This is a genomic window from Micromonospora sp. IBSANI012, from assembly GCF_052814045.1.
Genome location: NZ_CP199933.1, coordinates 3622534 through 3645168, shown reverse-complemented (window position 1 = coordinate 3645168; position 22635 = coordinate 3622534). Strand labels below are relative to the sequence as shown.

Annotated in this window: 17 protein-coding genes and 3 rRNA genes; 13 read left to right on the top strand and 7 right to left on the bottom strand. The window is 69.7% G+C overall.

The window, feature by feature from the left end:
- Window positions 1-211: 211 nt before the first annotated feature.
- The 3 genes from ACTWM8_RS16815 to ACTWM8_RS16805 are packed head-to-tail and all read left to right on the top strand — an operon-like array spanning window position 212 to window position 1826.
- The gene (locus tag ACTWM8_RS16815) at window positions 212-640 is read left to right on the top strand and encodes a hypothetical protein (protein WP_446209854.1); all 429 of its coding nucleotides are present in this window, start codon (window positions 212-214) and stop codon (window positions 638-640) included.
- The gene (locus ACTWM8_RS16810; RefSeq protein WP_446209853.1) at window positions 634-858 is read left to right on the top strand and encodes a helix-turn-helix transcriptional regulator; all 225 of its coding nucleotides are present in this window, start codon (window positions 634-636) and stop codon (window positions 856-858) included. The genes ACTWM8_RS16815 and ACTWM8_RS16810 overlap by 7 nt, the downstream gene beginning before the upstream one ends.
- Window positions 855-1826, top strand: coding sequence for an NAD(P)-dependent alcohol dehydrogenase (locus ACTWM8_RS16805; protein WP_446209852.1), 972 nt, complete (start codon window positions 855-857; stop codon window positions 1824-1826). Before ACTWM8_RS16810 ends, ACTWM8_RS16805 begins: the two co-directional genes overlap by 4 nt.
- Window positions 1827-1881: 55 nt before the next feature.
- Here ACTWM8_RS16805 and ACTWM8_RS16800 read toward each other — a convergent pair whose 3' ends face one another.
- Together ACTWM8_RS16800 and ACTWM8_RS16795 are read right to left on the bottom strand one after the other, a co-directional pair.
- On the bottom strand, window positions 1882-3321 hold the full coding sequence (locus tag ACTWM8_RS16800) for a hypothetical protein (RefSeq protein WP_446209851.1): 1440 nt from the start codon (window positions 3319-3321) through the stop codon (window positions 1882-1884).
- Window positions 3322-3596: 275 nt separating this feature from the next.
- Window positions 3597-4727 (bottom strand): ROK family transcriptional regulator, encoded by a 1131-nt coding sequence (locus tag ACTWM8_RS16795; protein ID WP_446209850.1) that lies wholly within the window; start codon window positions 4725-4727, stop codon window positions 3597-3599.
- A 91-nt stretch (window positions 4728-4818) separates the two neighbouring features.
- On the opposite strand from ACTWM8_RS16795, the gene ACTWM8_RS16790 reads away from it, so the two are divergent.
- The 6 genes from ACTWM8_RS16790 (at window position 4819) to ACTWM8_RS16765 (ending at window position 14224) form a co-directional block, all read left to right on the top strand.
- Window positions 4819-6117, top strand: coding sequence for a DUF1479 domain-containing protein (locus ACTWM8_RS16790; RefSeq protein ID WP_446209849.1), 1299 nt, complete (start codon window positions 4819-4821; stop codon window positions 6115-6117).
- A 721-nt stretch (window positions 6118-6838) separates the two neighbouring features.
- A 16S ribosomal RNA gene (locus ACTWM8_RS16785) occupies window positions 6839-8355 on the top strand.
- A gap of 370 nt (window positions 8356-8725) precedes the next feature.
- Window positions 8726-11837 (top strand): 23S ribosomal RNA (locus ACTWM8_RS16780).
- Window positions 11838-11925: 88 nt separating this feature from the next.
- Window positions 11926-12042 (top strand): 5S ribosomal RNA (gene rrf / locus ACTWM8_RS16775).
- The 16S, 23S and 5S rRNA genes sit together here, the layout of an rRNA operon.
- A gap of 106 nt (window positions 12043-12148) precedes the next feature.
- Window positions 12149-12988: an alpha/beta fold hydrolase gene (locus tag ACTWM8_RS16770; RefSeq protein WP_446209848.1), complete on the top strand. Its 840-nt coding sequence runs from the start codon at window positions 12149-12151 to the stop codon at window positions 12986-12988.
- Between the two features lie 201 nt (window positions 12989-13189).
- A complete protein-coding gene (locus ACTWM8_RS16765; protein WP_446209847.1) occupies window positions 13190-14224 on the top strand; it encodes an extracellular catalytic domain type 2 short-chain-length polyhydroxyalkanoate depolymerase in 1035 nt (344 codons plus the stop codon).
- A gap of 45 nt (window positions 14225-14269) precedes the next feature.
- Here ACTWM8_RS16765 and ACTWM8_RS16760 read toward each other — a convergent pair whose 3' ends face one another.
- Window positions 14270-14674, bottom strand: coding sequence for a DUF2267 domain-containing protein (locus ACTWM8_RS16760; RefSeq protein ID WP_446209846.1), 405 nt, complete (start codon window positions 14672-14674; stop codon window positions 14270-14272).
- 281 nt (window positions 14675-14955) lie between these two features.
- Here ACTWM8_RS16760 and ACTWM8_RS16755 point away from each other — a divergent pair, with 281 nt between their 5' ends.
- The 4 genes from ACTWM8_RS16755 to ACTWM8_RS16740 all read left to right on the top strand — a co-directional run bounded on the left by ACTWM8_RS16755 (window position 14956) and on the right by ACTWM8_RS16740 (window position 18824).
- A complete protein-coding gene (locus ACTWM8_RS16755) occupies window positions 14956-16815 on the top strand; it encodes a transketolase (protein ID WP_446214577.1) in 1860 nt (619 codons plus the stop codon).
- Window positions 16816-16923: 108 nt separating this feature from the next.
- Window positions 16924-17331, top strand: a complete 408-nt coding sequence (locus ACTWM8_RS16750) for a DUF2267 domain-containing protein (RefSeq protein WP_446209845.1) — start codon at window positions 16924-16926, stop codon at window positions 17329-17331.
- Between the two features lie 94 nt (window positions 17332-17425).
- Complete coding sequence (locus ACTWM8_RS16745; RefSeq protein WP_446209844.1) at window positions 17426-18085, top strand: LuxR C-terminal-related transcriptional regulator; 660 nt, start codon at window positions 17426-17428, stop codon at window positions 18083-18085.
- A 112-nt stretch (window positions 18086-18197) separates the two neighbouring features.
- Complete coding sequence (locus ACTWM8_RS16740) at window positions 18198-18824, top strand: response regulator transcription factor (RefSeq protein ID WP_446209843.1); 627 nt, start codon at window positions 18198-18200, stop codon at window positions 18822-18824.
- Here ACTWM8_RS16740 and ACTWM8_RS16735 read toward each other — a convergent pair.
- The 4 genes from ACTWM8_RS16735 to ACTWM8_RS16720 all read right to left on the bottom strand — a co-directional run bounded on the left by ACTWM8_RS16735 (window position 18754) and on the right by ACTWM8_RS16720 (window position 22564).
- The gene (locus ACTWM8_RS16735) at window positions 18754-20526 is read right to left on the bottom strand and encodes an ATP-binding cassette domain-containing protein (protein WP_446209842.1); all 1773 of its coding nucleotides are present in this window, start codon (window positions 20524-20526) and stop codon (window positions 18754-18756) included. The genes ACTWM8_RS16740 and ACTWM8_RS16735 overlap by 71 nt on opposite strands.
- Window positions 20523-22190 (bottom strand): ABC transporter ATP-binding protein, encoded by a 1668-nt coding sequence (locus ACTWM8_RS16730; protein WP_446209841.1) that lies wholly within the window; start codon window positions 22188-22190, stop codon window positions 20523-20525. The genes ACTWM8_RS16735 and ACTWM8_RS16730 overlap by 4 nt, the downstream gene beginning before the upstream one ends.
- A gap of 64 nt (window positions 22191-22254) precedes the next feature.
- Complete coding sequence (locus ACTWM8_RS16725) at window positions 22255-22374, bottom strand: SapB/AmfS family lanthipeptide (protein WP_088647629.1); 120 nt, start codon at window positions 22372-22374, stop codon at window positions 22255-22257.
- A gap of 70 nt (window positions 22375-22444) precedes the next feature.
- The gene (locus ACTWM8_RS16720; protein WP_088647629.1) at window positions 22445-22564 is read right to left on the bottom strand and encodes a SapB/AmfS family lanthipeptide; all 120 of its coding nucleotides are present in this window, start codon (window positions 22562-22564) and stop codon (window positions 22445-22447) included.
- Window positions 22565-22635: the final 71 nt, after the last annotated feature.

The following is a 22635-nucleotide window of genomic DNA, read 5'->3' as shown; positions in this document are numbered from 1 at the left end:
GTGACTGCCACTTAGCACGGTTGCGGATTGCGGATGTGGTCTAGAGGTTCAAGTCCTCTGGTAGTCGCTCAACAAGGGCAAGGCGGGTCCTCACGGGCCCGCCTTGTCTGCGTGTGCGCCCCGTCCCGCCGTGTAAAGAATTCTTGACATGCCTGGTCGCCGGCGCATACCGTCCGGGTGTCAAGAATTCTTTACACACCCGGGAGGGCCCGTGGCGTTCGAAGAGAAACGCGCCTGGATGATGGCCGTGGTAGCGGTCGTCGGCTACGCCACGTACGCCGCCGTCGTCCTCGGCCGCGCCGACGGCCGGCCGCTGGCCGACGTGCCGTACGCCGGCGCCCTGCTCTGGACCGTCGCCGGCGCGATCGCGGCGTCGATCGTCGCGCACATCGTCATCTCGACCGTCTCGCCCGAGGGCGCCAACCAGTCCGACCAGCGCGACCGGGAGATCCACCGCACCGGCGAGCACATCGGCCAGTCGTTCGTCGTCGTCGGCGCGGTCGCCGCGCTCGGCATGGCGCTGGCCCGCTGGGACCACTTCTGGATCGCCAACGTCATCTACCTGTGCTTCGTGCTCTCCGCCGTGGTCGGCTCCACCGCCAAGATCGTCGCCTACCGGCGGGGCTTCCAGTCGTGGTGAGACCGACCCGAATCACCAACTCCATCCGCGCCCTGCGCGCCGCGCACGGCGACCTGACCCAGGCCGAACTGGCCCGCCGCGTCGGCGTGACCCGGCAGACCGTCATCGCCATCGAACAGGGCCGCTACTCGCCGTCGCTGGAGATGGCCTTCCAGATCGCCGCCGTGTTCGACGTCCCCGTCACCGACGTGTTCCAGTACCCCCGGGAGGGCTCATGAAAGCCATCGTCCAGGACCGCTACGGCTCCGCCGACGTGTGGGAACTGCGGGACATCGACCCGCCCCGGGTCGGCGACGACGACGTGCTCGTCCGGGTCCACGCCGCCGGCGTCGACCCCGGCGTCTGGCACCTGATGACCGGCCTGCCGTACCCGGTCCGCCTCGGCTACGGGCTGCGCCGCCCCCGCCACCGCGTCCCCGGCATGGACCTCGCCGGCGTCGTCGAAGCCGTCGGCCGCCACGTCACCCGCTTCGCCCCCGGCGACGAGGTCTACGGCACCGGCGCCGGCAGCTACGCCGAGTACGCCCTCGCGCCGCAGCACAAGCTCGCCCGCAAGCCCGCCGCGCTCACCTTCGCCGAGGCCGCCGCCATCCCGGTCTCCGGCCAGACGGCGCTCACCGCCGTCCGGGACGCCGCGACGGTCCGCCCCGACCAGCGGGTGCTCGTCATCGGCGCCGGCGGCGGCGTCGGCTCGTACGCCGTCCAGCTCGCCACGGCGGCCGGCGCCCACGTCACCGGCGTCTGCGGACCCACCAAACCCGACCTCGTGACGTCCCTCGGCGCGATCGACGTCATCGACCACACCCGCGAGGACATCACCGACCGGGGCGTGACATACGACGTCATCGTCGACACCGCCGGCAACCGCACCCTGACCCACCTGCGCCGCGCGCTCACCCCGACCGGCACGCTGGTCCTCGTCGGCGGCGAGGCCGCCACCGGCAAGCTGCTGCAGGGCTTCGACCGGCAGCTGCGCGCGCTGCTGCTCTCCCCGCTGGTCGGCCAGCGGCTGGTCCCCCTGGTGGCCAAGGAGAGCAGCGAGAACCTCGACGCCCTCACCGCGCTGGTCGACGCCGGCCGGCTCCGGCCCGTCCTCGACCGGAGCTGGCCGCTGGCCGAGGCGGCCGACGCGATCCGGCACCTGCGCGGCGGCCACGCCCGGGGCAAGAACGTCGTCCTGCCCTGACCGGAGCGACCGCCGGCGGTGCCCCCGGCACCGCCCGCGGCCACTCCGCCGCCGCTCAGCTGCTCGGGACCACCTCGGGCCGGTGCGCCGCCGGCGGCACGTACGGCTCGGGGGCCGGCCGCTCGGCCGCCGGCCGCACCGCCACCGGCGGTTCGGCGGCCGGCTGCTCGGTCTCCGGCTCCTCCGGCGTCCCGTTCGTCGGCCGCTCCCCGCCGGGGCGGACGGCCAGCATCGGGTACTCGGCGGTCTCCCCGCCACCGGCCGCGGCCGCCATCACCGCGGCGGCCGCCAGGTCCGCCACCCGCTTGGCCTCCCGCTGCACCCGCGCCCGGACGTCCTTGGCGTGCCGCTCGACCGACTCGGCCGCCTGCCGCGCCTCCTCCAGCCGCCGGGTCTCGGCGACCAGGCTCCGGCGGGTCTCCTCCAGCCGGCGCTGCGTCTGCACCAGGTCCCGCTCGGTGGTGTCGCCCTCCTGCTGGATCTCGGCGAGCTGCTGCCGGGCGGTCTCCAACTCCTCGCTCACCTGCGCCAGCGCCTGCTGCCGCTCCGCGGTCTCCTCCTGCACCGCCGTGAGCTGCTCCTGCTGCGCGGCCATCTGCTCGTCGGCGCGCTGGCGCACCTCGGTGGCGTACTGCTGCGCCTCGGCAATCAGCGCCTGGATCTGCTGCTCCGCGGCGCTGTGCTGGTTGGTCAGCTCCTGCTCGGCCGCCGCCCGGTGCTCGGCCAGCTCCTGCTCGGCGGCGGCCCGCCGCTCGGCGATCTCCTTCTCGGCGGTGGCCTGCCACTGGGCCAGCTCCTGCTGGCTCTGCGCCCGCGCCGCCTGGATCTCCTGCTGGATCTGGGTACGAGCCGCCTTGGTCAGCGCCTCCGCCGCCGTACGGGTCTGGGTGATCTGCTTGGCGGTCTGCTCGCTGATCCGCTTCGCCTCCTGCTGGGCGCGCTCGTGCGCGGCCTCACCCTCCGCCCGCAGCTTCTCGGCCCGCTCGTGGATCTCGGCCAGCTCCCGCTCGGCCGCCGACCGGCGCTCCTCGTACACCTTGTCCTGCTCGGCCCGGCGCGCGGACAGTTCCTCGTCGAGGTCCCGCAGCGCCTGGACGGTCCGCTCCCGCGCCTCGGTCAGCACCTTCTCGGCCTCGGACTGCAGGCTGGTCGCCCGCTGCGTCGCGGTGTCGGTGATCATCCCGGCCTGCTTCTCGGCCAGCGCCAGGATCTGGTCCACCATCGGGCCCAGGTCGCGGAAGGACGCCCGGTCCACCTGGGCGGGGCGCTGCCGCAGCTCGGTCAGCTCCGCCTGGAGGCGCTGGATGTGCGTGGTGAGGCCGTGCACCTGGCTCGCCGCCTGGTCCCGCTCGGTCGACAGCGTCGCGAGCTGACCGTCGGTCTGCTCGATGTGCCGGTCCACCTGCCGCTTGTCGTACCCGCGCAGGGCGGTCTCGAAATGCGGCCGTCCGGCCGCGTCGTCACGCAGCGCGAACGGCTCCTCGCCGTTGGACATGCCGCACCCTCCGTACTGTGTGAACGCCACGCGGATGGACGCCCACGGGCCATGATGTGGCGCAACGCTACCGTCGTCCGGCCCCGCACAATAGGCCCGCCCCGGTGATCGGGACGCGGTGAGGGGCCCCTGTTCCGCCGGTGGCCCCGCGGCGGCACGGCCTCCGGTGCGGGTGGCTCCCGCGCCGGCAGTGCGATGCCCCGGTCGGAGTGTCGTCCGGTCGGCGACGGTGCTCGTCCCTTGGGCGGGGTCGGGGTGCTGGTTCGGCGGTCGGGTCAGGCGGGTGTTCGCCGAGGGGCCGCGACGATGGCCGAGCGGAGGCGGGCCAGGGCGTCGTTGCGCGCGCCGGTCAGGGACGGTTCCCGGGTCAGTCGGGCCGCGCGGAGGTCGACGTGTCGGGGCAGCCGGCCGAAGGCGGCGGTGACGGCGTCGAGGAGCGCCGGGCCCCACGGCCCGCCGAGGACGACCACCTGCGGGTCGGTGAGCGCGACGATGGCGGCGAGGACGCCGCTCACCGCCGCTCCGATCGCCTCGCGGGAGGCGGACGACGCGTCAACCTGCTGGCGGAGCCGGTCGACGTCGATCGCCGTGCTGCCGGGCCGGCGCAGCCCCAGATCACCGAACACCTCGATGAACCGGGCCGCCCGACCGTCCGGGCCGATGGTGATCAGGTGCGCGATCTCGCCGGCGAGGCCGCCGTGTCCTCGGCGTACCTGGCCGTCGCTGACCACCGCGCAGCCCAGTCCCTCGCCGAGGAAGAGGTACGCGAAGTCGGTGAGGCTGGTCGGATCGGTGTCGCGCTCGGCCTGGGCCGCCCAGTTGACGTCGTTGTCGACGACGACCGGCCCCTGGACCTGCGGCGCGAGCACGTCGACCGGGTCCAGTTCGCCGAGCAGGAACGGCGCGTCGGGCAGCCGGATCAGCCGGCCGGTGGTGCGCTGCACCGGGTCGGCGGCGCTGACGACCGCCAGTCGGGTGGCCGGTCCCGTGCTCCGCTGGGCCTGCGTGGCGGCGGTGCGCAGGGCGGCCGTGACCTGCTCGGGCCGGGCCGGGCGGCTGATCTCGTGGTGCGTCCGGGCCAGGGTGTCTCCGTAGGCGTCGACGCACTCGGCCACCACCCCGTCGGGCGCGATGCCGATCACCAGGGCGGTGCCGACCGTGTCGGCGAGCGCGTAGTACGAGCCGACGCGCCCCCGGCCGCGTCCCCCCGGGGTCCGTTCTCCCGTGTCCACGACCAGTCCCGCCTCGGTCAGCCGGCGCACGCTCTCGCCCACCGTCGGCTTGGACAGGCCGCTGCGGGCCGCCAGGTCGGCCCGGGTCAGGCGCCTGGCCTGCATCAACTCGCGGAGTACGTGCTCGTCGGTCAGCGAGCGGAGCAGCTCCAGCGAGGGCTTGGCGGCGGTCACGGCACGATTCTAGTCAGGAGTCTTGCCTAGAAAGTGTCCCGCGACCTACAGTCGTTTCAAAGAAGGAGCCTTAACTAGAAGGAGTCCTGCCATGACCGCCCCGCCCGCCCTCACCACCGCCCCGCTCCCGCCGCTGCCGCACTGGGAGTCGACCCCGACCGATCTGCCCGGCGCCATCCGGGAGATCAAGGCGGCGCTGCGCGCCCGCATCGAGGCCTCCGGCCGGACCGTCGAGGAGGTGTTCGCCGTCGTCGAGCAGCGGATCCAGGCGGAGGTCGACGAGATCGTCGCGGCGCGTGAGCGCGGCGAGCTGGTCTGGCCGGTCATCGAGTACGCCGACATCGAGGCCGGCACGGTGTCGACCGAGACCCTGCGGGCGGTGCGCCGGCGCGGCTGCCTCGTCGTGCGCGGCCACTTCGAGCGGGAGCAGGCCCTCGGCTGGGACCGCGACATCGTCGACTACGTGGCGGGCAACGGCTTCTTCGACGCCTACCGCGGCCCCGGCGACGACTTCTTCGGCAGCGTGGGTTCCAAGCCCGAGATCTACCCGATCTACTGGTCGCCGGCGCAGATGCAGGCCCGCCAGAGCGACCGGATGGCCCGGGTGCAGGCGTTCCTCAACAGCCAGTGGAAGCACGAGTCCGAGGGCGTGCGGTGGTTCGACCCGGAGCGCGACTCGCTCTACCCCGACCGGATCCGCCGCCGGCCGCCGGGCGCGGACTCCCAGGGCCTCGGCACCCACCTCGACCCCGGCACCCTCGACCTGTGGATGACCGAGGCCTACCAGCAGACCTTCCGCCACCTCTTCGACGGCACCGTCGAGCGGTACGACCCCTGGGACGCCGCCTACCGCACCGCCGGACCGCAGTACCCGGGCACCACCATGTGCTCCGCCTTCCGCACCTTCCAGGGCTGGACCGCCCTGTCCGACATGGACCACGACCAGGGGGTGCTGCACACGGTGCCGATCCCCGAGGCCATGGCGTACCTGATGCTCCGGCCGCTGCTGGCCGACGTGCCCGAGGACGACATGTGTGGGGTGACGGTCAACCAGGTCTTCCCCGCCAACCAGACCTGGCACCCGCTGCTGATGCGCGCTCTCGTCGGCATCCCCGACGTCCGGGCCGGCGACTCCGTCTGGTGGCACTGCGACATGATCCACAGCGTGGCGCCGGTGCAGAACCAGCAGGGCTGGGGCAACGTCATGTACATCCCCGCCGCCCCCTGGTGCCCGCGCAACGAGCGATATGCGGCCAGCGTCCGGGAGGCCTTCCACACCGGGTCCAGCCCCGCCGACTTTCCCGAGGAGCACTACGAGCGCAGCTGGCCCGACCGCTTCCCGGCCGAGAGCCTCAACTCCACCGGCCGACGCGGCCTCGGCCTCGACTGAGCCGTCTTCAGGTCGCAAGGGCAGGGCCTGGTTTCTGGGTGACCGGCCCGTCCGGGATCGGGGGAGCGGCGGAAACGGCTGACGGCGCCGATGTGACGGGGGACGCACGCCGCCAATTTGACGATCAACTCGCGGCCCGCGTAGCTTTCTCTCTGCCAGCGCGGAACGGACGAAACAGGCGAAAGACCTGGTAGGCCGGGCGCGGGAATGAGCTTCCGGTTCTGGGGGTGGTACTCCTCGGAAACCGGGACCGGGCGGTGCCCCGGATCGGCCTGAGGGTCGATTTGGTGGGGCGGAACCGACCGGGTATGGTTCATCGCCGGTAGGGAACCGGGCGAGCGTGCGGGAAACCGTAGCGGCCGGCCTGTCGGAAGCCATGAGGACAGCGGTGAGAGCCGGTGGTTTTGTGGTGCCCGTAATTGTGGTGGAAGTGGTGCGGATCGCGACAGAGCGGTTTGACACGGCGGATATCAGCGGGTAACGTAGTAAAAGTGCCCGGCGCGGAAAGCGACGGTCACGATAGAGCGAAAATGCCCCGGGTCGGGGGTCCTCTTCGGGGGGTTTCCGGGCGGTGTGTGGTTGTTCTTTGAGAACTCAACAGGGTGCTTGAAAAGCCAGTGCCAATTATGATTTATACCCCGGACTGGTCAGGCTTTGTGTCTGGCTGGTTGGGATTCCTTTGGCAACACTTTTGTTGTCAGGACATGTTTTCAACAAGTTTTTGTTGGAGAGTTTGATCCTGGCTCAGGACGAACGCTGGCGGCGTGCTTAACACATGCAAGTCGAGCGGAAAGGCCCTTCGGGGTACTCGAGCGGCGAACGGGTGAGTAACACGTGAGCAACCTGCCCTAGGCTTTGGGATAACCCCGGGAAACCGGGGCTAATACCGAATATGACCTGGCCTCGCATGAGGCTGGGTGGAAAGTTTTTCGGCCTGGGATGGGCTCGCGGCCTATCAGCTTGTTGGTGGGGTGATGGCCTACCAAGGCGACGACGGGTAGCCGGCCTGAGAGGGCGACCGGCCACACTGGGACTGAGACACGGCCCAGACTCCTACGGGAGGCAGCAGTGGGGAATATTGCACAATGGGCGGAAGCCTGATGCAGCGACGCCGCGTGAGGGATGACGGCCTTCGGGTTGTAAACCTCTTTCAGCAGGGACGAAGCGTAAGTGACGGTACCTGCAGAAGAAGCGCCGGCCAACTACGTGCCAGCAGCCGCGGTAAGACGTAGGGCGCGAGCGTTGTCCGGATTTATTGGGCGTAAAGAGCTCGTAGGCGGCTTGTCGCGTCGACCGTGAAAACTTGGGGCTCAACCCCAAGCCTGCGGTCGATACGGGCAGGCTAGAGTTCGGTAGGGGAGACTGGAATTCCTGGTGTAGCGGTGAAATGCGCAGATATCAGGAGGAACACCGGTGGCGAAGGCGGGTCTCTGGGCCGATACTGACGCTGAGGAGCGAAAGCGTGGGGAGCGAACAGGATTAGATACCCTGGTAGTCCACGCTGTAAACGTTGGGCGCTAGGTGTGGGGGGCCTCTCCGGTTCCCTGTGCCGCAGCTAACGCATTAAGCGCCCCGCCTGGGGAGTACGGCCGCAAGGCTAAAACTCAAAGGAATTGACGGGGGCCCGCACAAGCGGCGGAGCATGCGGATTAATTCGATGCAACGCGAAGAACCTTACCTGGGTTTGACATGGCCGCAAAACTCACAGAGATGTGAGGTCCTTCGGGGGCGGTCACAGGTGGTGCATGGCTGTCGTCAGCTCGTGTCGTGAGATGTTGGGTTAAGTCCCGCAACGAGCGCAACCCTCGTTCGATGTTGCCAGCGCGTTATGGCGGGGACTCATCGAAGACTGCCGGGGTCAACTCGGAGGAAGGTGGGGATGACGTCAAGTCATCATGCCCCTTATGTCCAGGGCTTCACGCATGCTACAATGGCCGGTACAATGGGCTGCGATACCGTGAGGTGGAGCGAATCCCAAAAAGCCGGTCTCAGTTCGGATCGGGGTCTGCAACTCGACCCCGTGAAGTCGGAGTCGCTAGTAATCGCAGATCAGCAACGCTGCGGTGAATACGTTCCCGGGCCTTGTACACACCGCCCGTCACGTCACGAAAGTCGGCAACACCCGAAGCCGGTGGCCCAACCCCTTGTGGGAGGGAGCCGTCGAAGGTGGGGCTGGCGATTGGGACGAAGTCGTAACAAGGTAGCCGTACCGGAAGGTGCGGCTGGATCACCTCCTTTCTAAGGAGCACCTTCACCCGAAAGGGTGCAAGGAGCCCGCGCCATCCGAATGCGATGGTGGGGTGCTCAATGGCGGAGACACTGGCGAGTTCGTGCTCGGCAACGGCCGGGATCACCTAGTACAGCCACCCTCGGGTGGTGGGAACGGAGTCCTGGTGCGGCTGAGGAGGAACGCAAAGCACCCTGTTGGGTCCTGAAAGAACAACCATCGGTTGTCTTTCAGAACCATGACCCCACCTGTGGTGGGGGACGGTTGCCAGGCATGACCTGGCCCTGCAAACGGGATCCCTGTGGGATCGAGGTGTGGGGCGGATCGGGTTGTGGGTTGGTCGTTTGTTGAGAATTGCACAGTGGACGCGAGCATCTTTGTGGTCAAGTTGTCAAGGGCGAACGGTGGATGCCTTGGCACCAGGAGCCGATGAAGGACGTGGGAGGCCGCGATAGGCCTGGGGGAGCTGTCAACCAAGCTGTGATCCCAGGGTGTCCGAATGGGGAAACCCGGCACCAGTCATGTGGTGTCACCTGCACCTGAACACATAGGGTGTATGGAGGGAACGCGGGGAAGTGAAACATCTCAGTACCCGTAGGAAGAGAAAACAAATTTAGTGATTCCGTGAGTAGTGGCGAGCGAAAGCGGATCGAGGCTAAACCGGCTGCGTGTGATACCTGTCAGGGGTTGCGTGGTCGGGGTTGTGGGACCCTACTGAGTGTACTGACATGCACTCGAGGAGTTACAAAGTCAGTGGCTAGCCGAATGGTGTGGAAAAGCCAACCGTAGACGGTGATAGTCCGGTACGTGAAAGTTGCTGACCTTCTGTGGGTGTTCCCGAGTAGCGGCGGACCCCTGAAATCTGCCGTGAATCTGCCAGGACCACCTGGTAAGCCTAAATACTTCCTGGTGACCGATAGCGGACGAGTACCGTGAGGGAATGGTGAAAAGTACCCCGGGAGGGGAGTGAAATAGTACCTGAAACCGTTCGCCTACAATCCGTCGGAGCCTTGCGGGGTGACGGCGTGCCTTTTGAAGAATGAGCCTGCGAGTTAGTGGCATGTGGCGAGGTTAACCCGTGTGGGGGAGCCGTAGCGAAAGCGAGTCTGAATAGGGCGATTCAGTCGCATGCTCTAGACCCGAAGCGGAGTGATCTAGCCATGGGCAGGCTGAAGCGCGGGTAAGACCGCGTGGAGGGCCGAACCCACCAACGTTGAAAAGTTGGGGGATGACCTGTGGTTAGGGGTGAAAGGCCAATCAAACTCCGTGATAGCTGGTTCTCCCCGAAATGCATTTAGGTGCAGCGTCGCGTGTTTCTTGCCGGAGGTAGAGCACTGGATGGTCTAGGGGGCCCACAAGCTTACCGAAATCAGCCAAACTCCGAATGCCGGTAAGTGAGAGCGCGGCAGTGAGACTGCGGGGGATAAGCTTCGTAGTCGAGAGGGAAACAGCCCAGATCACCAGCTAAGGCCCCTAAGCGTGTGCTAAGTGGAAAAGGATGTGGGGTCGCATAGACAACCAGGAGGTTGGCTTAGAAGCAGCCACCCTTTAAAGAGTGCGTAATAGCTCACTGGTCAAGTGGTTCCGCGCCGACAATGTAGCGGGGCTCAAGCACACCGCCGAAGCTGTGGCATTCACATTTCAACCTCGCTTGGACTTGATTCCTTGTGCAGGTGTGTGGATGGGTAGGGGAGCGTCGTGCCGCGGGTGAAGCAACGGGGTGACCCAGTTGTGGACGCGGCACGAGTGAGAATGCAGGCATGAGTAGCGAAAGAAGGGTGAGAAACCCTTCCGCCGGATGACCAAGGGTTCCAGGGCCAGGCTAATCCGCCCTGGGTGAGTCGGGACCTAAGGCGAGGCCGAGAGGCGTAGTCGATGGACAACGGGTTGATATTCCCGTACCCGCGAAAGAGCGACCCTGACGAACCTCGCTGTGCTAACCACCCAAACCGGCGGCGACCTTCGGGTCAATGTTGGTGAGCGTGGGAACCTGGCGGGTAGTAGTCAAGCGATGGGGTGACGCAGGAAGGTAGCTGAGCCCGGCCGGTGGTTGTGCCGGGGTAAGCGTGTAGGCCGCACCATAGGCAAATCCGTGGTGCATGAAGGCTGAGACGTGATGCCGAGCCGATTCAGGTGAAGTCAGTGATCCTATGCTGCCGAGAAAAGCCTCTAGCGAGTTCTTAGCGGCCCGTACCCCAAACCGACACAGGTGGTCAGGTAGAGAATACCGAGGCGATCGGGCGAACTGTGGTTAAGGAACTCGGCAAATTGCCCCCGTAACTTAGGGAGAAGGGGGGCCGGAGACGTGAAGCCCCACGCGGGTGGAGCGTTGTATGGCCGCAGAGAGCAGGGGGAAGCGACTGTTTACTAAAAACACAGGTCCATGCGAAGAAGTAATTCGATGTATATGGACTGACGCCTGCCCGGTGCTGGAACGTTAAGGGGACCTGTTAGCTCTTCGGGGCGAAGCGGAGAACTTAAGCGCCAGTAAACGGCGGTGGTAACTATAACCATCCTAAGGTAGCGAAATTCCTTGTCGGGTAAGTTCCGACCTGCACGAATGGCGTAACGACTTCCCCACTGTCTCAACCACAGGCCCGGCGAAATTGCATTACGAGTAAAGATGCTCGTTACGCGCGGCAGGACGGAAAGACCCCGGGACCTTTACTATAGCTTGACATTGGTATCCGAATTAGCTTGTGTAGGATAGGTGGGAGCCGGTGAAGTCCATACGCCAGTATGGGTGGAGGCAATCTTGAAATACCACTCTGGTTGATTTGGGTATCTAACTTCGGACCGTTATCCGGTTCAGGGACAGTGTCTGGTGGGTAGTTTAACTGGGGCGGTTGCCTCCTAAAGGGTAACGGAGGCGCCCAAAGGTTCCCTCAGCCTGGTTGGCAATCAGGTGTTGAGTGCAAGTACACAAGGGAGCTTGACTGTGAGACTGACAGGTCGAGCAGGGACGAAAGTCGGGACTAGTGATCCGGCACTTGCGAGTGGAAGCGGTGTCGCTCAACGGATAAAAGGTACCCCGGGGATAACAGGCTGATCTTCCCCAAGAGTCCATATCGACGGGATGGTTTGGCACCTCGATGTCGGCTCGTCGCATCCTGGGGCTGTAGCAGGTCCCAAGGGTTGGGCTGTTCGCCCATTAAAGCGGTACGCGAGCTGGGTTTAGAACGTCGTGAGACAGTTCGGTCCCTATCCGCCGTGCGCGTAGGATACTTGAGAAGGGCTGTCCCTAGTACGAGAGGACCGGGACGGACGAACCTCTGGTGTGCCAGTTGTCCCGCCAGGGGCACGGCTGGTTAGCTACGTTCGGAAGGGATAACCGCTGAAAGCATCTAAGCGGGAAGCTCGCTTCAAGATGAGGTATCCCACCATCCTTTGGATGGGTAAGGCCCCCAGCTAGACGACTGGGTTGATAGGCCGGAAATGTAAGCCCGGTAACGGGTTCAGTTGACCGGTACTAATAGGCCGAGGACTTGACTACAAAGCTGCTACGCGTCCACTGTGCAACTCCCGACAAACGAACAACACCCAGCAATTGCTGGTCGAGTTGTTTGACATGTCGATAGAGTTACGGCGGTCATGGCGGAGGGGAAACGCCCGGTAACATTCCGAACCCGGAAGCTAAGCCCTCCAGCGCCGATGGTACTGCACTCGGGAGGGTGTGGGAGAGTAGGACACCGCCGGACAACCATTCGATCAGGGCCACCCCTTTCAAGGGGTGGCCCTGATTGGTATACCCACCCCCGGAATCTGTCGCTATTGGACCGGACTGCCCGCGGATATGATCTCCGCATGGCCACATTCGACACCGCTGACGGCACCCGGCTGGCGTACCACCGGGTCGGCGCGGGCGATCCGCTGATCTGTCTGCCCGGCGGTCCGATGCTGGCCTCGGCGTACCTCGGTGACCTGGGTGGACTGTCGGCGCACCGGTCGCTAGTCCGCCTCGACCTGCGGGGGACCGGGGAGTCGGCCGTGCCGGCGGACCCGGCGACCTACCGGTGCGACCGGCTGGTCGACGACGTCGAGGCGCTGCGCGTGCACCTGGGCCGGGACCGGATCGACCTGCTCGGGCACTCGGCCGGCGGCAGCCTCGCCGTGCTGTACGCCGCCCGCCACCCGGACCGGGTGGCCCGGCTCGCGCTGGTCAACCCGAGCCCCCGTCCCGTCGGTCTGGAGATCACCGACCTGGATCGCCGTGAGCTCGCCGAACTGCGCCGCGGGGAACCGTGGTTCCCGGAGGCCTTCGCCGCCTTCGAACGGATCTGGTCCGGTGCGCCCACCGCCGAGGACTGGGCGGCGATCACCCCGTTCACCCACGGCCGGTGGGATGCCGCCCGGCAGGCCCACCTGGCCCGGGAGGAGGGCGGCAGGAACCCGGACGCGGCGGCCGGGTACTACGCCGCCGGCGCCCTCGACCCGGATGCCACCAGGTCCGCCCTGACCCGCCTCGAGGCGCCGGTCCTCCTCCTCACCGGCGAGTACGACGTGGCGCTCCCCCCGAAGCGCGCCGCCGAGTACGCCGGCCTGTTCCCGCAGGGCGAACTGGCCGTGCACCCGGGCGGCGGGCACTACCCCTGGCTCGACGACCCGGAGTCGTTCGTGCGGACGCTCGCCGCGTTCCTGCGCTGACGGCTCAGCGGAGCCGCGCCGCCCGGCTCCCTGTCCCGGCGCCACCATGCCAAGGACCGGTCGGCGGCCCGAAGACAGGTGCGGGCCACACCTCGGCACCGCGCGACATGTCGGCCCCGCTCATATCCAGTGAGGTCTATGTCACGTTAGCGTCTGCGCACGCCGACACCACCGCCGGCGCTCCCGGACGAGGAGAGCGTCTTGAAGACACCGCTGAAGGCCACCACCACCGTCCTCGCCGCCGTCCTGCTGCTGATCCTGACCACCGCCGCCCCCGCCCAGGCCGCCACCCCGTCCACCAAGGCCCCGGTCTCCGGGTCGCTGCGCGCCTACAACGTCTCCGGCGTCTACGTCGCCGGCGTCTCCTCCGGTGGCTACATGGCCACCCAACTGCACGTCGCCTACTCGTCCCGGATCCGGGGCGCAGCGATCTTCGCCGCCGGGCCGTACTACTGCGCGCAGAACAACGTGTCCCAGGCGATCTACGGCTGTGGCGACAACCAGTACCCGACCAACCTGTCCGCCCTGCAGACGTACACCCGGACCTGGGCGTCCTACGGCTGGGTCGACCCGGTGAGCAACCTCTCCGGCGATCCCGTGTACGTCTTCCACGGCAACAACGACAACACGGTGAAGAAGTCGGTCACCGACGACCTGGTCCGCTACTACCAGCACTTCGGCGCCAGCGTGCAGTACGACAGCGCCTCGTCGGCCGGGCACGCCTGGGTCTCGCCGTACGGGACGGTGGGGTGCACGGCGACCGCGTCGCCGTTCCTCAACAGCTGTGGGACCGACCCGCAGAACAGCCTGCTGCGCAAGCTGCTGGGCAGCGTCTCCGCGCCGAACACCGGACCGCTCGGGGGCACCCTCATCCGGTTCAGCCAGAACACCCACGCGGTCAACGGCTGGGCGCCCGGCCTGAGCATGGACGACAACGGCTTCGCCTACGTGCCGTCGTCCTGCGCGGCCGGGCAGTCGTGCCGGCTGCTGGTCGCCCTGCACGGCTGTCTCCAGGGGTACGGCAAGATCGGCACCGCCTTCGTGGACCGGGCCAACCTCAACCAGTACGCCGACACCAACAACCTGATCGTGCTCTACCCGCAGGCGAGCGCGAGTGCCAGCAACCCGAACGGCTGTTGGGACTGGTGGGGCTACCTCGGCGCGACCAACTACCCGATCAAGGGTGGCGCGCAGGTGGAGACCATTATGAACATGGTCCGCCGACTGGACGGCTGAGCCGCCGCCACGGACGGTGCCGCGGGCGCGCGCCGGAGGCCACACCTAACCGCGGCCGCGCCGCCCGTCGAAGGGCGCCACCGGGTCGGCGACCTGTTCGAGTTCCGCCGGGAGTTGGGCCACGACGTCGTCGTAGTCGCCGGGTGGGATGGCCTCGCGGAGGGTGTCGAACACCGCCCGCATGCCGATCTCGGCCAGCGCCGGCTCCACCTCGGCGCGTCCACTGACCCGTTGCACGAAGACGTCGAGCCCGAACCGCTCGCCGGTCTCGCTGGAGGCGAACGCGTACGCCTTGAGGTCCTCGGGAAGCTGGGTGGCGAGGTCACGGGCCTCGCCCCCGTCTATCCGTTCCGCCAAGGTCCGCAGCGTGGCCCGGGTGAGGGCGGTCGCTCGCGCCGATGACGTGTTCGCCCGCTTCGCCACCATGCCGATGAAGTCGTTGCTGTCCACGTTCGGAGCCTTCCTCTTGGCCGATGGCGGCATCTACCCGTGCACCACCACGGCAAACGGCGTTGCGCGCGCGGACACCCCGGCGGCCCCGCGCCGCCTGGTCGCGAGGTGAGCTTCGGGACTCAGGCCGGCATATCGGTGGTTACCGGATGGCGAACCGGTTTCCTGGCTACCGTAGGTGCGGAGCCGGTCAGCGGCGAGCGGCCCGGTCGATCGGCCGGACGGCCCGGCGTCGAGGGGCTGGCCGAAGGAGCCGATCGCTGGAGGCGACAGCGGTGACGATGGAAGCAGAGCGCACTCTCGGCGAGGAACAGCTCACCCAGCTGGCTGAGGTCGCCGCCCAACTGCGGGTGGACGCGATCCGGTGCAGCACCAGGGCCGGGTCTGGGCATCCGACGTCCAGCCTCTCCGCCGCCGACCTGCTGGCGGTGCTGATCTCCCGGCACGTGCGCTACGACTGGACGGAGCCGCGCAATCGCGTCAACGACCACCTGATCTTCTCCAAGGGCCACGCCTCGCCGCTGCTGTACGCCGTCTTCAAGGCGGTGGGCGCGATCAGCGACCAGGAGCTGGTCGACACCTACCGCCAGTTCGGGTCGCGTCTGCAGGGGCATCCCACCCCGGCGTTGCCCTGGGTCGACGTCGCCACCGGTTCGCTCGGTCAGGGACTGCCGGTCGGCGTCGGTATCGCGCTGGCCGGCCGGTACCTCGATCAGCTGCCGTACCACGTGTGGGTGCTCTGCGGCGACAGCGAGACGGCCGAGGGCTCGGTCTGGGAGGCGCTGGACAAGGCCGGCCACTACGGGCTGCGCAACCTCACCGTGCTGGTCGACGTGAACCGGTTGGGGCAGCGGGGGCCGACGGAGCTGGAGTGGGATCTGGACACCTACCGGCGGCGGGTCGAGGCGTTCGGCTGCCAGGCGCTCGTCGTCGACGGTCACGACCTGGCCGCGATCGACGACGCGCTCGGCCGCGCCCGGCAGGCGACCGGTCCCACCGTCGTGATCGCCCGTACCGTCAAGGGCAAGGGCGTACCCGAGATCGAGAACAAGCCGGACTGGCACGGCAAGCCGCTGAAACCCGATCTCGCCGAGCGGGCCATCAACGCTCTCGGCGGGGTACGCCAGATCCGCGTCACCGGGCCGCAGCCCGAGCCAGCCCCGCCCACCGGCGCCCCCGCCGCTCAGCCGCTCCAGTTGCCGCAATACGACCGGGGCGCGAAGGTCGCCACCCGCAACGCGTACGGGGACGCGCTGCGCGCGGTGGGCGTCCGGCCGGACGTGGTCGTCCTCGACGGTGAGGTCAGCGACTCCACCCGCGCCGACAGGTTCACCGACGCCTACCCCGACCGCTACTTCGAGATGTTCATCTCCGAGCAGCAGATGGTCGCCGCGGCGGTCGGGTTGCAGGTGCGCGGGTACCGGCCCTTCGCCTCGACGTTCGCGGCGTTCTTCTCCCGTGCCTACGACTTCGTCCGGATGGCCGGCATCTCCCGGGCCGACATCGCCCTGTCCGGGTCACACTCGGGCGTGGAGATCGGGGCGGACGGTCCCTCCCAGATGGGGTTGGAGGACCTGGCGGCCATGCGCGCCGTCCAGGGTTCCACGGTGCTCTATCCCAGCGACGCCGTCTCCTGCGCCGCTCTCGTCGCCCAGATGGTCGACCGCAAGGGCGTCAACTACCTGCGCACCACCCGGGGCGCGCACCCCGTGCTCTACGACAACGACGAACCCTTCCCGGTGGGCGGCAGCAAGCTGCTGCGCGGCGGCGACGACGACCGGGTCGCGCTGATCGGGGCCGGGGTGACCGTGCACAACTGCCTGGCCGCCGCCGACGAGCTGGCCTCCGCCGGGATCAACGCCCGGGTCATCGACCTCTACTCGGTCAAGCCGCTGGACCGGGAGCGGTTGCTCGCCGCCGTCCGGGACACCGGCGGCCGGCTGGTGGTCGTCGAGGACCACTACCCCGAGGGTGGCCTGGGGTCGGCCGTCCTCGAATCGCTGGCCGACCTCGCCGAACCGATCCGGCTGACCCACCTGGCGGTACGCGGGCTGCCCACCTCCGGGACGCCGACCGAGCTGATGGACCAGGCGGGGATCGGGGTCAGCGCCATCGTCGCGGCGGCGCGGGCCTCGGTCTGAGGGCTTCCCCGCCCGCGATGCGGCGCTGGTGGCGGGCGGCCCCGCGCGGGGCGTTTCAGCCATCCGCTCGCGGGTACCCGCACGGTCCGGTGCGAGAGGGGGTCCGAGGTGAACCACGCGGAGTTCATCCAGGCGGTGGCGGCGCGACCTGGTGTCTTACCGTCACAGGCCGAGCCCATCACCCGTGCCACGCTGGAGGCGTTGGCGGAGCGGATCAGTGGCGGCCAGGCACGAGATCTCGCCTCGCAGCTTCCTGAGGAGCTGAAGGTCTACGTGTCCGAACCGGCCGATGAGCCCGTACCGTTCGGGCTCGCCGAATTCTTCGAGCGGATCCAGGCACGGGCTGCGGTGGATCTTCAGGCGGCGACGGACGGTGCGCGCGCGGTGCTGGACACGCTGCGTGCGGCAGTCAGCGAGAAGGAGTACGGGGACTTCGTCTCCCAACTGCCGAAGGAGTTCTGGCAGCTCACCGGGCCGGCGGCCACCCGGCTCGAACCACGCCGGATCGGCACGTAGACGCGGGTTCCGCGTCAATCGCCTGGGCGAACGTCAGTCCGCCGCGATCCGTCAAGGACGCATGGGTGGGCGGCTCCGGGGGCACTGTGACCCGGTGGACGACGTACTGGACGAGACAACGCCCTGGGCGGCGGACGTCGGGGAGCGGGCGACGGTCCGGGTCGTGGTGGTCGGGGAACCGGGGCTGCTGCGTACCGCCGTGGCGGCGGTCCTGGCCGGCACACCCGGTTTCGAGCTGGCGGCAGAGTGCGACCCGGCGGAGGGCGTCGCGGAGGCGGTCGCCGCCGGGCGGCCCGACCTGGCCCTGGTCGACCTCGACGCGGTGCGGGACGCCTCGGCCCTGACTCGGCGCCTACACGCCCGGTTGCCGGAATGTGCCGTGGTCGTGCTGACCGCCCGGCGCACCGCGCGGGTGCTGCGCCGGGCGCTCGGTGCCCGGGTGCGCGGGGTCATCGCCAAGGACGTGCCGCCGGACGAGCTGATCGACCAGCTCCGCGCGATCGCCGACGGGCAGCTGATGATCGATCCGATAACCGCGCTGGCCGCGCTCGACGCGGCGGTGAACCCGCTCAGCGAGCGGGAACGGGAGGTCGCTGCCGCCGCCGCCCGCGGGCTGCGCACGAAGGAGATCGCCGCCCGGCTCCACCTGGCCCCGGGCACGGTCCGGAACCACGTGTCGACACTGTTGCGCAAGACGGGCGGGCGGAGCCGGTGGGACGCGATCCAGCGCGCCCAGGACGCCGGCTGGATCTGACGACACGCGGACCGGGGTGTCGCGCCGGAGGTGATTTCAATAGGATTCCTGACCGTGCGTCATCGTTCGCGCACGGCACGTCAACAACGGGGGTTGATGACGGGGAGTCTGCATGGTCCGCACCCTGCTCGCGCTGAAGGGCGCACTGGTCCGTGGCGCGCTCGCCCAGCTGCTCGACGCCGAGGACGACATCGATGTCGTCGGCGAGGCGGACACGCCGGACGAGCTCCGGTCCGCCCTGCGCGCGGAGCGTCCCGACGTCGCCGTCGTGGACGGTGACCTGGTCACGGCGAACCAGCTCTGCGACCTGGCGTCCGCCGGGCCCGCCGGCTGTCCGGACGGCGGCCCGCCCGGGCGGCTGCTGGTCCTGGTCCAGCAGCGCCGTGCCGCCCGGCTCGGTCCCGTGCTCGCCGAACACGGTCGACGGATCGGCTTCCTCAGCCACGACGTGGCCCCCGGGCGGATCGTCGAGGGTGTCCGGCAGCTCGCCGACGGTCAGGTCGTGCTCGACCCCGACCTGGTGGTCGCGGCGCTGGAGGTCGCCGACAGCCCGCTGACCCCGCGCGAGCGGGAGGTGCTCGACGTGGCGGCCGAGGGCCATCCGGTGCGGGACATCGCGGAGCGCCTGGTCCTGTCCGCCGGGACGGTCCGCAACCACCTGTCCCGGATCATGGCGAAGACCGGCGCGCGTACCCGGCTGGAAGCGGTGCGGATCGCCCGGGAGTCGGGCTGGATCTGAGCAGGTCCGCCTCCCCGTAGCCGACCAGTTCCCGGTACGCGGCTGAGCGGTCCAGCAGGCCCCGGTGGCTGTCGAGCAGCGCGGCCCGCCCGTCGAGCAGCAGCACCCGGCGGGCGCGCAGCGCCGAGCTGACCCGGTGCGCGATGACCACCAGCGTGCCGGTCCGGTCGGCGAAGGCCTCCTCCAGCCGCGCCTCGGTCGCCGGGTCCAGGTGGCAGGTCGCCTCGTCGAGGATCATCAGGGGCGCGGGGGAGAGCCAGGCCCGCAGCAGGGCCAGCTGCTGACGTTCCCCGGCGGAGAGGTCCGCCGGGCGCAGCGTCGCGTCGTAGCCGCCGAGCCGGTCCACCAACCCGGTCAGCCCCAGCCGGGTCGCCGCCCGGGTGATCGCCGGATCCGGCACGTCGGGCCGGAGGTACGTCAGGTTCTCCCGCACGGTGCCGGTGAAGACGTACGCCTCCTGCGGGATCAGGACGCGCCGGCCGGCCAACTCCGCCGCCGTGGCGCCGGCCACCGGCACCCCATCGACGCGCACCGTGCCGGCCTGCGGCGACAGCACCCCGGCCATCAACCCGGCCAGGGTGGACTTGCCGATTCCGCTCGCGCCCACGATCACCAGGTGGTCGCCGGCCGGCACGTCGAGGTCGAGTCCGTCGAGCACCGGGTCGGCGTGCGGGCCGTACCGGAAGGTCACCCCGCGCAGGGACAGCGCCGGCCCGGTCTGTCGCGGGACCCGGGCGGTGGCCGGCGCCGGGGTGCACACCGGGACGTCCGCGCGCAGCAGCCGGTCGAGGGTGACGGCGAAGCGCAGCCCGCCGGCGGCCACGCCCTGGACCAGGGTGTGCAGGGCGGGTTGCACGCCACGCACGACGTAGACCAGGGCGCCGAGCACCGCGCCCGGCCCGAGACCCTGCCGGACCAGCCACGGGGTGGCCAGGAGCACCACCGGCACCGGCACCCACCCGCCCACGGCCAGCGTCAATCCCCGGGTGGCGGCCATGGTGGCCAACCGTCGCTCCACCCGCGCCTGCTCGTCGACGTACCCCCCGACCCACCGGGTGGTCCGGTCCCGCGCGCCGCTGACCGTGACGTCGCGGTGGCCGGCCACGGCGGTGACCGCGACCCGGCCCAGCCGCTCGTCGGCCAGCACGTACTGCCGCTGCCGGGCGATCATCGCCGGCAGGGCCGCCGCGAACAGCGCCAGGCCGGCCAGCACCGGTACCGTCACCAGCAACGCGACCGGCGCGGCCAGGGAGAACAGGCCGACGACGGCGGCACCGGCGGCGAACAGGAAGCCGCGCACCACCATCAACAGGCCGGCGTAGGTGTCCCGCACCATCTCCACCTGATGGGTCAGCCGGGCCACCGCCGCGTCGTCGCCGCGACCCCCCGTCGCGCCGGCCAGCGCGCCGACCACCACCCGGCGCAGCAGGTCGTCGCGGAACGGCTCCACCACGTCTCCCAGCAGCGCGTACGCCCGGTTGGTGCCCACCGCGCCGACGAGCACGGCGGCCGCGAGCAGGCCCAACCAGAGCAGCCCGGTGGCCGGGTGGCCGGCCAGGAAGCCGTCGTCGACGGCCCGCGCGGTGAGCAGCCCGGCCAGCCCCGCCGGCAACGCCTCGGCCACCGACCAGCCCGCCAACCGGCACAGCTCGGCGCGGCGCGCCCGCAGCGCGGCCCGGGTCACCTCGCCGACCGCGCTCACGCCCGGAACACCGCCCGGTAGTCGGGGTCGTCCCACAGCACCCGGTGCGGGCCGACCGCGCGGAGACGCCCACCGTCCATCCAGGCCACCAGGTCCGCCCGTGCCGCCATGCCGACCCGGTGGCTGACCACGATCCGGGTACGCCGGTCGCCCGGCCCGGTCAGCGTCCGGGTCACCCGGTACTCGGTGACGGTGTCCAGGCTGGAGGTGGCGTCGTCGAGGACCAGCAACCGTCCGGCGCGCAGCGCGCGGGCCAGCCCGAGCCGCTGCCGTTCCCCGCCCGACATGGCGACCTCGGCCAGCGGCGTGCGGTAGCGCCCGGGCAGTCGCTCGACGAAGTCGTGGATGGCCGCCGCCCTGCTCACCGGCACCGGGTCGGCGCCGCCCCCGACCGCCTCGCCGACCGTGTCACCGACCAGCACCGGCCGCTCGAACCCATAGCCCACCGCCGCGTGCAGCGCCGCCGGGGCCAGCTCGGGCAGCGGCACGCCGTCCAGGCGCACCTCGCCGGAGTCCGGGTCCCGCAGTCGACCGGCGACGGCGGCGAGCAGCGACTTGCCCGCCCCGGACGACCCGACGACGACGAGCAGCGTCCCGCCGGGGACCCGCAGGTCGACCCGGTCGAGCAGCAGACGCCCCCCGTCGCCCCGCACGGTCACCTCCCGCAGCTCCAGCTCGCCCGGTCCGGGGGGCAGCGACCGGGTGCCGTACCGGCGGACCGGTTCACCGAGCACGTCCGCCGCGCGCCGGCAGCCGGCCCGGACCCGGACCGCCTTGTTCAGGGTGCTGACCACGGTGCCCAGGCCGGCGCCGAGTGCTGCGTACTGGAGGGCGGCCAGCAGCTCGCCGGGGGTCATCCGCCCGGCGGCCAGCGACAGCCCGCCGACGGCGACGACGGCCAGTTGCAGCAACGGGTTGATCACCGCCCCGCGGGTCGCCGCGCCGGCCAGCACGGTCCAGGTCCGCGCGCCGTGCGCGCGCAGCGCCGCGACCGGCGTCAGCACCCGCGCGACCTCCCGGTCGGCGGTGCCGGCGGCGGCGATGGTCCGCGCCCCGGCGAGCGCCTCCACCATCCGGCCGGCGAGTTCGCCCTGGGCCTGCTGGTAGCCGGCGACGGCGGCCGAGGCGTCGGCGACGAAGCCGCGCAGCAGCACGCCGAGCAGCAGCAGCCCCACCACGAAGGTCAGGCCGAGCCACGGGTCGATCAGGGTGAGCGCCACCAGGCTGCCCAGCGGCGGCAGCAGCACCGTGCCGGCGAGCATGACGGTCGGGGCGGCCTGCCCGGCGTCGGCCACCTGGCCCACCAGCCGGCCCACCAGGTCACCCACCGGACGGCGGGCCGCGACCCGTGGGTCGAGGGCGAAGATGTGTCGGGCCAGCGTGTGCCGCAGCCCGGCCACCGAACGGGCGGTGGCCGCGCCCGTGCCGTAGTCCCATACCGCGTCGGTGGCCACCAGTACGGCGATCAGCCCGACCACCGCGGCGAGAAGGTGGCCGGACGAGGCGCCCGGCGCCGTACCGACGGCGGCGTCGACGGCGCGGCCCAGGATCGCGGGCAGCGCCAGCTCGGCCGCCACGCCGACCACGGCGACCACGGCCAGCACCGGGGTCCACCAGCCGGCGGACCCGACGGCACGCAGGAGGAGGCGGTCGGCCGGGGTCATCACACCTCTTTCACGCGCGGCCCCGGACCGGTGTGAACCGGCCCGGGGCCAGGCGAACTGATCGTCAGTTACAGGTCGTGACGCTCAGCGAGCTGTCGCCGCAGAGCAGCAGGCTGGCGCGGCTGCCGCCACCGGTGCGCTCGGCGGCCGGCAGTTCCATTCCCTGGAGGTCGAGCAGAGCCATGTCGGTACCTCTTTCTGTCGTGGTGCGGATTCGGGCTGGTCGGGTGGTCGTCGGGTCGACGACCGCCACCTCAGTTGCAGGTCGTGACGCTCAGCGAGCTGTCGCCGCAGAGCAGCAGGCTGGCGCGGCTGCCGCCACCGGTACGCTCGGCGGCCGGCAGCTCCATCCCCTGGAGGTCGAGCAGAGCCATGTCGTTGCACCTCCTTCCACATGAGTCGGGTCGGTCGGCCCCGGGGTGACCCGGGGAGCTTCGTGGGCCGG